The organism is Micromonospora foliorum (assembly GCF_022229015.1).
In the GTDB taxonomy this organism is placed as follows: domain Bacteria; phylum Actinomycetota; class Actinomycetes; order Mycobacteriales; family Micromonosporaceae; genus Micromonospora; species Micromonospora foliorum.
In genome coordinates this window covers 39,383-51,516 of record NZ_JAKKFF010000571.1, presented here as the reverse complement: position 1 = coordinate 51,516, position 12,134 = coordinate 39,383, and the positions used below count along the sequence as shown (strand labels likewise).

Here is a 12,134-nt window from a genome sequence, read left to right as displayed (position 1 = left end):
CTCGGCACCGAGCTTACCCGGCTGGCCGCCCTCGCCCCCGAGGTGCCCACCGAGCAGGCCCGCGCGGCGCTCGCCGAGCTGGCCGCCGCGTTCCCGGTCTACCGGGGCTACCCGCCGCACGGCGCCCGGCACCTCGCCGCCGCCCGCTCCGAGGCCGGGCGCCGCCGCCCCGACCTGGCCGGCGCCCTGGACGCGGTCACCCGCCGACTGCGCAACCCCGACGACGAGCTGGGCATGAGGTTCCCGCAGCTCAGCGGCGCGGTGATGGCCAAGGGCGTGGAGGACACCGCCTTCTACCGGTGGACCCGGTTCGTGGCGCTCAACGAGGTCGGCGGCAGCCCCGCCCACTTCGGGGTGCCGCCGGCGGAGTTCCACCGCTTCGCCGGCGCCCACCAGGTCCGCTGGCCCGCCAGCATGACCAGCCTCTCCACCCACGACACCAAACGCGGCGAGGACGTCCGCGCCCGACTAGCCGTGCTCAGCGAACTGCCGGGCCGCTGGGCCGAGCAGGTCAAGACCTGGATGGAGTACGCGCCGCTGCCCGACCCGTCGTTCGCCCACCTGCTCTGGCAGACCGCCGTCGGCGCGTGGCCGATCGAGCGGGAACGGCTGCACGCGTACGTCGAGAAGGCCGCCCGGGAGGCCGGGGCCTCGACCAGTTGGGCGGACCCCGACCCGGCCTTCGAGCAGGCCCTGCACGCCGTGGTCGACCGGATGTACGACGACCCGAGCCTGCACGACGAGCTGACCGAACTCGCCGCCGCGATCACCCCGGCCGGCTGGTGCAACGCGCTCGGGCAGAAGCTGATCCAGCTCACCATGCCCGGGGTGCCGGACACCTACCAGGGCACCGAGCTGTGGGACAACTCCCTCGTCGACCCGGACAACCGCCGCCCGGTCGACTTCGACGTACGCCGAGAGCTGCTGGCACGCATCGACGGCGGCTGGCGTCCCCCGATCGACACCGACGGAGCGGCGAAGCTGCTCGTCGTGTCGCGGACCCTGCGGTTGCGGCGGGCGCACCCGGAGCTGTTCACCACCTACCGACCGGTGCCCGCGCACGGGCCGGTGGGCCGGCACGTGGTGGCCTTCGACCGGGGCGGCGCGATCGCCGTGGCGACCCGGCTGCCGCTGGGCCTGGCCCGCGCCGGCGGGTGGTGTGACACAGCGTTGTCACTTCCCGTTCACGAGATGAAGGACCTGTTCACCGGCCGGGTCTACAGTGGCGGGGAGACCCCTCTGGACGACCTTCTGGCCGACTATCCCGTGGCTCTGCTGACTCCTTCCACCACTTCCGTGGAGGCTGCGCGATGACCGAATTCAGCGTGTGGGCGCCAGACGCCGAGCGGGTGCGGCTGCGCCTGGCCGACGACACCGACCACGAGATGCGCGCCGCCGCCGACGGCTGGTGGCGGGTCGAGGTGCCCGACGCCGGCCTCGACTACTCCTTTCTGCTGAACGACGACGAAACCCCACTGCCCGACCCCCGGTCACCGTGGCAGCCTGCGGGGGTGCACGGGCCGAGCCGCCGCTACGACCACGCCGAGTTCGCGTGGTCCGACAGCGCGTGGACCGGCCGGCAACTGCCCGGCAGCATCCTCTACGAGCTGCACATCGGCACCTTCACCCCGGAAGGCACCTTCGACGCGGCCATCGACCGCCTCGACCACCTGGTGTCGCTGGGCGTCGACCTGATCGAGCTGCTCCCGGTCAACGCGTTCAACGGCGAACACAACTGGGGGTACGACGGCGTCTGCTGGTACGCCCCACACGAGCCCTACGGCGGCCCCGACGGCCTGAAACGGTTCGTCGACGCCGCCCACGCTCGCGGTCTGGGGGTGATCCTCGACGTTGTCTACAACCATTTCGGGCCCTCCGGGGCCTACGCGCCGCGGTTCGGGCCCTACCTCGCCGAGCAGAGCAACACCTGGGGTCGCTCGATCAACCTGGACGGCCCGCACTCCGACGAGGTACGCCGCTACATCATCGACAGCGTGCTCATGTGGCTGCGCGACTACCACGTCGACGGGCTGCGGTTGGATGCTGTGCACGCGCTGCACGACTCGCGGGCCGTTCCTATCTTGGAAGAGCTGGCGATTTCCGTCGAGTCCCTGTCGACGCACCTGGGTCGGCCGCTGTCGCTGATCGCCGAATCCGACCTCAACGACCCGCGGGTCATCACGCCGCGCGAGGCGGGTGGGTTCGGGCTGCACGCCCAGTGGAACGACGACGCGCACCACGCCCTGCACACGTTGCTGACGGGGGAGCGGCAGGGGTACTACGGTGACTTCGGCTCCCTGGAGACGCTGTCGGACGTGTTGACCGGCGGGTTCTTCCACGCGGGCACCTGGTCGAGCTTCCGGAACCGGCACCACGGGCGGCCTGTTGATCCTCGGGTGCCGGGGCACCGGTTCGTGGCGTACCTACAGAACCACGACCAGATCGGGAACCGGGCTACCGGGGATCGGATCTCGGCTTCGCTGTCGCCCTCGCTGCTCCGTGTTGGGGCTACGTTGCTGCTGACGGCGCCGTTCACTCCCATGTTGTTCATGGGGGAGGAGTGGGCTGCCTCTACGCCGTGGCAGTTCTTCACGTCGCACCCGGAGCCGGAGTTGGCCTCCGCGGTGCGGACCGGGCGGCGGCGGGAGTTCGCCGCGCACGGGTGGCCGGAGGGGGACGTGCCGGATCCGCAGGACCCGGAGACGTTCGTGCGGTCGCGGTTGGACTGGGCGGAGCTGGACAAGCCTGAGCATCGGGAGATGTTGGCGTTCTACCAGCGGTTGATCGCGCTGCGTCGGTCTCTTCCTGATCTCTCGGATCCTCGGTTGAGTGCGGTTTCTGTGCAGCACGGGGACCAGTTCCTGGTGATGCGGCGGGGGGACACGCTCGTGGTGGCGAACCTGGCTGGGCGGGGGCAGGGGGTGTCGCTGCCTGGGGTGGCTCGGCGGGTGCTGCTGGCTACGGGGGAGGGGGTCACGGTGATGCGGGACCGGATCCAGCTGCCTGCGGAGACTGCGGCGATCGTGGCGCTCTGAACGAGCGGGTGCTCAACCGCCATGTCGCTCGCATCCAGGCGCGCAGTATGGGCGGCCCGCGGTGGGATCCGTTGATGAGCGAAGGTGACAACTGCGCGCCTTTCACCTGCTGTTGTTGTGTTGCCTCATGCTTGGGAGATCGACAATCTGATTGATCACCTTCCCGCAGACCTGCTTAGGAGTGGAAGAAGCAACAGATCGTGCGTAGCCATAGTTAGTCGGAGTGGCCGCAGCTCTTCTGCAGTGCCCACGGGCCAGACTCTTGAGGACTCCTCACGAGGCGTTGGCAACGCTGACACGAAAGGCGGTGCCATAGCGTACGGACATCATCAGCGAACTGGCGTGCTTCAGCGTCGGTAAGCGATTCTGCAGTTTCATTTGGGTGTGCAGCTTCGTTCCGAATAAATTGAGTGGTTTTTAGCCTTAAGGATGCTTGTCTGAGCGCTGGGTCTGAACTTCGCTCAAGCACGGGCTGTAATATTCTCCAAAGGTACGAAAGCTTGTACTCATCCCGCAAGGGCCTCTGTACAGCCACCTTCCAAGAAAATGACAGTTCGTGGCAAAGCGACTCGAGTGCTCGCCCTGCCGCCATTGACAGGGGAACTGGGCGGGAGTTGTCGGCAATGCAACCTTCGACATCCGCGAGAGGTCCTATGCGTTCATCAAGTATCGCCGGGCTCGCGCCGTGGCCTCTGTTGCGGATCCGAAGGACGCGGATTGAAGGAGCCCCCTCAAAGATCTTAGTAGTTGCCTTGAGCCAAAGCCCGTCGTGTAGGGTGATTATGAGCTGCCATCCCTCGAATCTAGATACAATGTGCTCGAGCGCTCTCTGGCGCAGCGGGGCATCAACTGACTGAAAGACATCATCGAGCGCGACGAAGCGACGTTCGGTTCCTTTTGCGAGCGCAAGGTGCAGGTCCATGATCACCATTAGTGCTAAAAGATCAAGATACGCTTCGCTTAGAATGTCGCGCGGATCGCATACCCTACCGTCGGTGGTGATCAGGTCAACGCTTAGGCGACCGTCGTTGGACACATGAAAGGCCACGTTCGACAGCCAGTTTAGGCCAGTCGTGCAGCGGAAGTCTTCAGCCACCGCGCCTGAAATCGAGTCCAGCGCAGCAGCGACACCCTCTAAGTCGATGGTCTGTGCGTTTCGGGCCGCCTGAGCCGCGCCTGAAGCATGATTCCTCTGGATTAGGGTGAACTCGAAGTCGTCGACTAAGTATTCGAGTTCTTTGCGCTCTTCCTTCCTGAGGCCGTTCTGTCGCATTAACACTGCCCTGAAAGCTTTAATTGCGCCTACATGTTCTGGAATGTCGCCTCGCCAGACGCCCAAGTAGGGTTCAAGCCGGTCTAGAGCCAAGAGGTGATCATCGACAGCCTCTTCGTGAAGGCGTATGGCTTCGGCGCGACGGTGTTCGTCCGCGAAGGAACTGCCGGCAGGAAGGAAGTAGTCGTAAAAAAACTCTAATCGTCGATCATCGTTAACTCGCCAAAATTCCTCGACGTCTTGCCTCCTAATGGCAACCGGCCAACTGCCAATCCCTTCAGGGGTGGAGCGACCCTTGAGAATTTTTGCTTCCTCCACCCCCTTCACGTCCCCCCTCGCCAAAAGCAACCCCGAATCGGTTTTCGCTATTACCGCTGGAGGTACATCCAGGAACAAATTCCGCAACTCTTTGCGCTGCTTCCTCCCGCCTACTCCCCGACGGCTAACCTGGCCGCGGATCAAAAACTCTATGGCATCGACGATCGACGACTTTCCGGCCCCATTGTCGCCGAATATCAGAGTTGTTTGAGCTGGTCCGCCATTCTTTTCATGAAGCGGCACCGTCAGAATTTCCGCAATACCACGCAAGCTTCTGATCTTTATCTCTTGAATCTTCATCAGTCCGCCTCTCCAGATCCTGCCGGTCAATCTAGCAACCTAGCGGACATGAGGGAACCTGGCGCTTCTGGCGTTGAATGGGCTAGTGCCTTCGCCATCGCGCAGAGGCACATTGAAGCAGCTCCGTACCGTGAACTCGAAGCGATAACTTCAAGCCCGATCCGTCCGCCGGCCACCTCGCTCACCGCTTGGCGGGAAGCGGGCATCTTCCAGCCTGCGTACTTCGAACGGGCGTCGATGAAGGGCCAGACTTGTCGCGACGCTTCTCGGGGCACTGCGTCATCACTAGGACGCCCTTTCGGTGTACCGTCCAACCTGCGGGGCAGCGCGGCGTCGCCGCTGTCCTGGTCCTCTACCTGGAGGGTGGCGAAGGCATGGTGACGAAGCCGCACACCATCGGAGCCAGGATCCGGTATTGGCGGATGCGCCGTGGAGGCATGACTCAGGCAGTCCTCGCTGGGCTCGCTGGCGTCACCCAGTCCTACGTGTCGCAGGTCGAGTCGGGTCGGAAGACCATTGACCGCCGCTCCACTCTGGTCGCCCTTGCGGCCGCTCTCCAGGTTACGGTGGCTGACCTGCTCGGCCAGGGCACAGAGTCCGGCGATCCGGCTCGCGAGAGCGCCGCCGAGTGCGTGCCGGCGATCTGGTCAGCCCTGATCGAGATCGAGGACGGCGAGCGTCGCCGGTCGACCTACGCGGCAGAGCGCCTAGCCGCCGAGATCGCCCGCGCCGAGCAGCTCCGCACCTCGTGCAACTACCCGGCGATGGCTCGTATGCTGCCCAACCTCCTGCTTGAAGCCGCCGCCGTGGGCGGCAGCGTGCTCGTCCAGGTCGCCTATCAAGCCGCCACCTGCCTGCGGAACCTCGGCTACCGCCACCTGGCCCTTAACGCCGCCCGGCTCGCTGGGGCGGTCGCCGAAGACACCGAAGACCCGGCGTGGATCGCGGCGTCTCGCTTCGCCTATGCACAGAGCCTGCCAATCGAGTCCGCACCGGTCGCAGCCCGTGCCGCCGACCGGTCACTGATCGAGCTGCAAGCTGACGCCGCCGACGAGCGGGTGCGGCAGATGCTCGGACAGCTCCATCTCTCGGCCGCGTTGACGTCGACAGTCAGCGGTCGCTTCGATGTAGCTCGCGATCACCTTGCCGAGGCGGCGCGCGAGGCCGCAACGCTCGGGGATCCCGTCGACGGGGCCGGCTTCAACGGCTGTGGGTTCGGCCCGACCAATGTTGGGTTGTGGGAGATGTCCATTGCGGCCGAGCAGGGTGAGTCCGGCCGGGTCATTGAGCTGTCTCGAACGGTCCGACCGCAGGTGCTCGCAGCGTCGATCCGCCAGCAGTCCTACTGGCTCGACCTCGGCCGCGCCCTGGCGGACGGCGGCCGCCGAGACGTTGAGGCCCTCGCCGCATTCGTGCAGGCCGAGCGGGCAGCACCGATCCCGTTCGCCATCAACCCCCTAGCCCGCGATGCCGTGGTGACGCTGGCGCAGCGCGCGCAACGCCGAGCCATCCCCGACGAGCTACGCCTGCTCGCCGGCCGCATCGGCGTCAACCTGGCCGCATAACTGCCAGTAATCACCGCATCACCAATCCGCCCTACTGTCCGGTTTCGGGACGCAAGCACGTCCCGTGGCCTGGTGCGGCGGTGATCGAATCTTGAGCATCAACCGCTAGGCCTCTATGGGAGGAGGCGGGGATGAGCGGTCAAGACGACAACGCTCCGGAGAGCAATGGGGAAGCCGCCGAGCGGGAGGCTGCCAAGCAGCGTCTTCTGGCGCAGGCTGAGGCGGAGCGCGTACCCGTGGAGGACACGACCCGTGCGGTCCCGGACCGGCGGTGGCGGCGTGACCAACGATGACGTGCCGATCGGTCGCCGCGTGGCCCGTTGGCGGGTGCGGCGGTCGATGACGCAGCAGATGCTCGCGGACCGGCTGCGGAGGTCGAAGAGTTGGGTGGACAAGGTGGAGCGGGGCGTGCGCGCCCTGGACCGGTACTCGGTGATCCAGGAGCTGGCCCACGTCCTGCGGGTCGACCCGGAGGTGCTGCTCGGCCAGCAGCGGCCAACGCCTGCCGGCACGCCGGACGGGGTGGACGACGTCCGGGCGGCTCTCGCCCGCTACGACACCCCGCAGGCCCCGGCCCAGCCGCCGGAAGAACTAAGAAGACAGCTCGGGTACGCCTGGTTGAGCTACCAGCACGCGCACTACGGGCAGTTGGTGCGGTTGTTGCCGGGTCTGCTCGACGCCGTCCAGGGCGCGCAGACACCAGAGTTGCGGGTACAGGCGTACCGGATCACCTCGTCGCTGCTGGTGAAGCTCGGCGAGGCCGACCTCGGGTGGCTGGCCGCCGACCGGGCGATGGCCGCCGCCGGCGATGACACGCTCCTGGCGGCAACGGCGGCCATCTCGGTCGCCCAGGCGCTCCGCGCGTCAAACCGCGACCGCCTGGCCCTGACCGCGGCCCTCACCGCCGCGAACCGCATCCTCCCGCCCACCCCCGACCCGACCCCATCCGGCTTCGGTAATCATGAGGTTGGCGGGCCGGATGGAGACCGAACCACCCGCCAACCCCATGACCGCGAGGGCCGGGGGTGGTCGGCGGGGGAGTGGGCCGTGGGCGGGACGCTGCTGGTCCAGGCCGCTCTGGCCGCTGCCGGCTGCGGCGACGCTCGCCGCGCCGACGAGCTGACCGACCGGGCCGCCGGGGTCGCTGCCAACCTTCGGGGGTACGACGACACGCACCGCACCGGCTTCGGGCCGATCGCCGTCGACCTGGCTCGGGTGCTGTCAGCGGCGCAACGGGGTGACGCCGACGAGGCGCTGCACCGGCACCCGACCGTGATTCGGCGGGAGGCGTGGCGGCGGTTGCCAGCCGAGCATCGGGGCGCGTACCTAGTCGATGTCGCGCGGGCGTACCTCCAGGTGGGTGACCTGCGCGGGGCCGCACGAGCCCTGGTGGACGCGGACAGCGTCGCGCCGGCTGAGGTCCGGTGCCGGCCGTTGGCGCGTACCGTGATCGCCGAGATCGCCCGCGCGAACCCGGCGCCGGCCGGCGTGGCGCGACTGGCGACGCTGGTCGGCCTAACTCGGTGACCGGTCTGCGGGCGCCCGGCCGCGCGGTGAGCCCGATGCCAAAGAGAACGGTCCCGCATATTGCCGGATCCCTTGTACAGCCACAACAGGCCGGTGTCTGCTATTAGGAGCCGTTCGGACATCGGGCATCCGGCGAGAGCCGACAGCAGTGCCGATTCGATGTGCGGTCCGGACGGCAACTTGGGCCAAATAGCTGACTTCCGTTGTCCTCGGGACCTATTACGTTGGTCATTCCACTGTCGAGGATTGAGGACGTGCATGAGCATCGGCGTGGAGGTGTCCGAAAACGAGCTGTCCATACCAATCGACTACGTGCCCGGTGTGCGCGGCCATGCGGTTCTGGCCGTCGGCCCCGACAGCGGCGGTGGCGATGCCTTGGCGGTGTGGCGCCTCGGGCCCACCGGAGTAGCTGGCGGAGCATGGGTAGTCCGTCTTGACGAGATCGAACGAGAACCAGAGCAACTTCGTCGAATCATGTGGAACTTGCAGGACCGATGTCTGATCGACTGGGATCGCGAGACACCCGTCGGTGTTCTCGCCAGGGTTGCCGAAGTCGTCCCGGCCGAACTGCTCTCAAAGCTTGAGGGCACCATCCTCGCCCTCCCTGATTTGCTCGAAGAAATCAGGGAGCATCGGTCCTCCTACTCGATCGCGGTGGAGCAGCACAGAACGCGCGTCAAATCGAAGATTGCTCCGCTCGCATGGGCCACGCAGTTGCCGAGCCAGGAGCACCTAGCCACGTGGGCCGCCAAGGACCGGTTCGCCTCAGCCTCGCAGGTCGCGGCGACGGCTCTGGCAGTGACTGCTGCTGTCGCACGAACCGCTCAGCTATGGCAGGACACCGAGCAGGCGCGCTACCGCCGAGCCTACTTGCGTCCGCTGGGCGACCCGCAGCCGCTGCCGCCGCTGTGGTTGGCGCGGCTTCGGAAGGCCGTCCACACCAACCTCTCGGTATCGGCGTAGGGGGGCACTCATGTACGCAGTCATCGACCTCGAAACCACGGGTCTTCGTACCAGTTGGCACGATCGGATCGTCGAAGTCGCCGTTGTACACCTCGATGAGACTGGTCGGACCACCGGCGAGTGGTGCAGCCTGGTCAACCCGAATCGCGATCTCGGGCCGCAGCACATCCACGGCATCACGGCTGCGGAAGCGCGGCGAGCACCTGGCTTTGAACAAGTGGCTGGTCACCTTGCGGGCCTGCTGCGCGGCCGGGTCCTGGTCGCTCACAATTTGACCTTCGACGCCCCGTTTTTGCATGCCGAGTATCGACGCGTCGGGATCGAAGCGCCGATCGACCAGGCACCCGGCCTCTGCACTATGCGGCTGGCCCCGCATTTCCTGCCTTCGGCCGGTCGAAGCCTCGGCGACTGCTGTCGCCTCGCCGGACTGCCGCCGCACCAGGCGCACTCGGCCTTGCACGACGCCCGCGCCGCAGCCCAACTGATGAGCTATTACCTACAAGCGGCTGGTAACCCGCCGCCGTGGGCGACCACAGCAATGGCAGCGGCAGATCTCCTGTGGCCTCCGATACCAGCCAATTCCGTGGTGGCCGTTCATCGCCGCGAAGCGGGCAAACGGGAACAGCACTTCCTCGCTCGGTTGGTCGACCGGCTGCCTCGGTTGCCCGAGCTTGAGAGCGACGCCTACCTGGCCCTCCTCGACCAGGCGCTCCTCGACCGGCATATCTCGGCTACGGAAGCAGACGCACTTGTCGCCACGGCGGAGACTTTCGGGCTCGCCCGTGTCGACATCGAGCACCTCCACCGGGCCTATCTGGCGAGCCTGGCGGGAGTCGCGCTCGAAGACGGCGTCCTGACCAGTTCTGAACGACACGATCTGGATGAGGTGGCCGAGTTGCTCGGCTTCCAACGGTCAGATGTCGATGAGGCGTTGGCTGCTGCAGCGACCGACATCCCACGTCAGCGGCGTCCCAACGGGTGGCGGCTGCAGCCGGGCGACAAAATCGTCTTCACCGGTGCCATGGATCCACCGCGTTCTGAGTGGGAGGACGAGGCACGAATGGCGGGCCTCCTCGTAGGCGACAACGTCACCAAGAAGACGCGGCTTCTCATCGCGGCGGACCCGGACACCATGTCAGGTAAGGCCACGGTCGCTCGCAAGTACGGCATCCCGATCGTCCACCCTGCCGCCTACCAGAACATGCTGGCCGGGCTCACGGTCGGTGCGTCTTAGGGCCACGCTAGGCCGCAGGCGTGCGGCGAGGCTCCGAGCTGATTGTCGGAACGTCGCCCAGCGCGAACCGACCTGGTCGGGTGGCCCTTGTCACTCACTTGACCAACGGAGCAACGATGGCCTCGGTACATCAGCTTGATCTCGCCAGCGCGGATGCGGCGATTACGAAGGAGTTCGTGCAGCGCTGGAGTGGCCAGTACCAGGTGAAGCAGCGGGAGTTTGACGTCTTCGGACGGATTGGGCCTGTTGTGGCCAAGCGGGGCTACTACAACCGGCGCGACCTTCTAGAAGTGGTCCGCTGGAAGAGCCCACGATCGACGACGTATGTCGCCCGCAACAGCGATAGCGACATCGAAGACGTCACGCGCATGGCGCTAGCGGCACCTCAGCGGCTGCGGCATCGAGTCCTAAGCCTTCTCAATGGTGTCGGCGTGCCGATAGCGAGTGCGCTACTCACGGTCTGCGACCCGTCGGTGTTCACGGTCATCGACTACCGGGCGATTGAGACGCTACGGGCCCATGGCGAGTTGGGTCGCAGGTCGAGCTACACACGGTACCTGGAGGTTTGCAGCGCACTAGCTGACCGAGTGGAGACCGACCTAAGGACCTTGGACAGGGCTCTGTGGCAGTGGAGTAAGGAGCAAAGGTAAGTCCTTCCCACCGCCCCCGGGTGGGACCGCAAACTAATGAACGGGGCAATGCCGGCGAGGCGGTGCGGCGGCACGCGACGATTGTTCGGCGGGGGGCATGGCGGCGGTTGCCGGCCGAGTATCGGGGCGCGTATCTGGTGGATGTCGCGCGGGCGTACCTCCACGTGGGTGACGTGCGCGGCGCTGCCCGCGCGCTCGTCGACGCGGACAGCGTGGCGCCGGCTGAGGTTCGGTGCCGGCCGTTGGCGCGTACCGTGATCGCCGATGTCGCCCGCGCGCAGCCGGCGCCGGCCGGTGTGGCGCGACTGGCCACGTTGGTCGGCCTGACCCGCTGACCGACCTACCCGCAGGTCGCGGCTTGTCTCACCTCGTCGCCAGCACGCGTCGGCCGTTGGCGAGTCGGACGCTCTTGGCCTGCTCGTAGCGTTCGATGTCGGCGGAGCGGCTCGCGATCGTGCGCTGCTGGTGCTCGACCATCGCCGCCTGCCAGATCGTCACGAGGTCTGTGCTGTCCTTGCACCCTACGTCGGCCACCGCGGTCCGGCGCTCCACGTCGCTGGGGTGGTCGGTGCTCCACTTCGGGTCGTCGTTGGCCTGCCATGGGTCGGCGTAGGCGAACCCCTTGCCGGCCATGCACGTCGACCAGGCCCGGAAGGCGGCCTGAACGCGCATGTCCTGCTCTGCCTGTTGGCCGGCTCGCAGGGCCATGTCGTACAGGAGCGATTCGCCGATCGGTGGCGCGCCCTCGGTCAGGCGCCGGTTCGCCTCGCCGAGGCAGCCGCCCTCAGGGATCCGGCCGCCGGCCGGCTCGGGTCCGTCGGTGCCGAACCGGGTGCCGGTCAGCGCCAGCGCCGTCTTTTCCGGAGGCGGTGGAGGCTTGTCCTCAGCCGCCTCACCGCCGGGTGCGGCGTGGTAACCGAGGCGGTGCGCCTTGTCGTGCTCCACCAGGCCGTACAACCCGTCGCGGGTGGCAGCCGGGTCGGTGTGGTGCGGTTCCGGCGGCCGGTAGGAAATGCCGAGTCGGCGCATGCAGGCCACGACAAGTTTCGCCTCGGCCCGCTGGAGAAGCAGGTCCTCGTCCCCGGACGGAAACAGTCGGTCCAACGGAAGGCTCATGGTCGCCACCGGTGATGGCCCGGCGGGCCGCTGCGCGGGCCCGCTCGGGTCACAGGCGGCCCCGGCACCGACGGTCAGACAGGCCAGCATCAGGGCCGCGAATTGCCTATGGATTGTGGGCATGAAGACCTCGCTCAGGGTGGAGGGGCTCGC

Annotated in this window: 11 protein-coding genes; 9 read left to right on the top strand and 2 right to left on the bottom strand. The window is 66.9% G+C overall.

Annotated elements, in window-relative coordinates; all coding sequences use genetic code 11:
* Together PSH25_RS32060 and treZ are read left to right on the top strand one after the other, a co-directional pair.
* On the top strand, positions 1–1,314 hold a 1,314-nt coding region (locus PSH25_RS32060), incomplete at its 5' end, for a malto-oligosyltrehalose synthase (RefSeq protein ID WP_502361369.1).
* Positions 1,311–3,035 carry a malto-oligosyltrehalose trehalohydrolase gene (gene treZ / locus PSH25_RS32055; protein WP_238662628.1) on the top strand — a complete coding sequence of 575 codons (1,725 nt, stop codon included), beginning with the start codon at positions 1,311–1,313 and terminating at the stop codon, positions 3,033–3,035. The genes PSH25_RS32060 and treZ, both read left to right, overlap by 4 nt.
* Positions 3,036–3,249: 214 nt before the next feature.
* Here treZ and PSH25_RS32050 read toward each other — a convergent pair whose 3' ends face one another.
* A complete protein-coding gene (locus PSH25_RS32050; protein WP_238662627.1) occupies positions 3,250–4,926 on the bottom strand; it encodes an AAA family ATPase in 1,677 nt (558 codons plus the stop codon).
* A gap of 374 nt (positions 4,927–5,300) precedes the next feature.
* Here PSH25_RS32050 and PSH25_RS32045 point away from each other — a divergent pair, with 374 nt between their 5' ends.
* The 7 genes from PSH25_RS32045 to PSH25_RS32015 all read left to right on the top strand — a co-directional run bounded on the left by PSH25_RS32045 (position 5,301) and on the right by PSH25_RS32015 (position 11,200).
* Positions 5,301–6,491, top strand: a complete 1,191-nt coding sequence (locus PSH25_RS32045) for a helix-turn-helix domain-containing protein (protein WP_238662626.1) — start codon at positions 5,301–5,303, stop codon at positions 6,489–6,491.
* Between the two features lie 131 nt (positions 6,492–6,622).
* Positions 6,623–6,784, top strand: coding sequence for a hypothetical protein (locus PSH25_RS32040; protein ID WP_238662625.1), 162 nt, complete (start codon positions 6,623–6,625; stop codon positions 6,782–6,784).
* A gap of 46 nt (positions 6,785–6,830) precedes the next feature.
* Entirely contained in the window at positions 6,831–8,018 is a 1,188-nt protein-coding gene (locus PSH25_RS32035) for a helix-turn-helix domain-containing protein (protein ID WP_441005364.1), read from the top strand.
* 258 nt (positions 8,019–8,276) lie between these two features.
* The gene (locus tag PSH25_RS32030) at positions 8,277–8,981 is read left to right on the top strand and encodes a DUF6218 family protein (protein ID WP_238662623.1); all 705 of its coding nucleotides are present in this window, start codon (positions 8,277–8,279) and stop codon (positions 8,979–8,981) included.
* A gap of 10 nt (positions 8,982–8,991) precedes the next feature.
* Entirely contained in the window at positions 8,992–10,215 is a 1,224-nt protein-coding gene (locus PSH25_RS32025; protein WP_238662622.1) for an exonuclease domain-containing protein, read from the top strand.
* Between the two features lie 116 nt (positions 10,216–10,331).
* Positions 10,332–10,865 (top strand): hypothetical protein, encoded by a 534-nt coding sequence (locus PSH25_RS32020; protein ID WP_238662621.1) that lies wholly within the window; start codon positions 10,332–10,334, stop codon positions 10,863–10,865.
* 137 nt (positions 10,866–11,002) lie between these two features.
* Positions 11,003–11,200 carry a hypothetical protein gene (locus PSH25_RS32015; protein ID WP_238662620.1) on the top strand — a complete coding sequence of 66 codons (198 nt, stop codon included), beginning with the start codon at positions 11,003–11,005 and terminating at the stop codon, positions 11,198–11,200.
* Between the two features lie 28 nt (positions 11,201–11,228).
* Here the strand turns inward: PSH25_RS32015 and PSH25_RS32010 are convergent, their stop codons facing one another.
* Positions 11,229–11,981 carry a hypothetical protein gene (locus tag PSH25_RS32010; protein WP_238662619.1) on the bottom strand — a complete coding sequence of 251 codons (753 nt, stop codon included), beginning with the start codon at positions 11,979–11,981 and terminating at the stop codon, positions 11,229–11,231.
* Between the last annotated feature and the right edge of the window lie 153 nt (positions 11,982–12,134).

Excerpts from the sequence above, each read along its gene's own strand:
- PSH25_RS32040 (WP_238662625.1), top strand. The coding sequence starts at position 6,623 with ATGAGCGGTCAAGACGACAACGCTCCGGAGAGCAATGGGGAAGCCGCC.
- treZ (WP_238662628.1), top strand. The coding sequence starts at position 1,311 with ATGACCGAATTCAGCGTGTGGGCGCCAGACGCCGAGCGGGTGCGGCTG.
- PSH25_RS32050 (WP_238662627.1), bottom strand. The coding sequence starts at position 4,926 with ATGAAGATTCAAGAGATAAAGATCAGAAGCTTGCGTGGTATTGCGGAA.
- PSH25_RS32020 (WP_238662621.1), top strand. The coding sequence starts at position 10,332 with ATGGCCTCGGTACATCAGCTTGATCTCGCCAGCGCGGATGCGGCGATT.
- PSH25_RS32030 (WP_238662623.1), top strand. The coding sequence starts at position 8,277 with ATGAGCATCGGCGTGGAGGTGTCCGAAAACGAGCTGTCCATACCAATC.
- PSH25_RS32025 (WP_238662622.1), top strand. The coding sequence starts at position 8,992 with ATGTACGCAGTCATCGACCTCGAAACCACGGGTCTTCGTACCAGTTGG.
- PSH25_RS32045 (WP_238662626.1), top strand. The coding sequence starts at position 5,301 with ATGGTGACGAAGCCGCACACCATCGGAGCCAGGATCCGGTATTGGCGG.
- PSH25_RS32035 (WP_441005364.1), top strand. The coding sequence starts at position 6,831 with ATGACGCAGCAGATGCTCGCGGACCGGCTGCGGAGGTCGAAGAGTTGG.
- PSH25_RS32010 (WP_238662619.1), bottom strand. The coding sequence starts at position 11,981 with ATGAGCCTTCCGTTGGACCGACTGTTTCCGTCCGGGGACGAGGACCTG.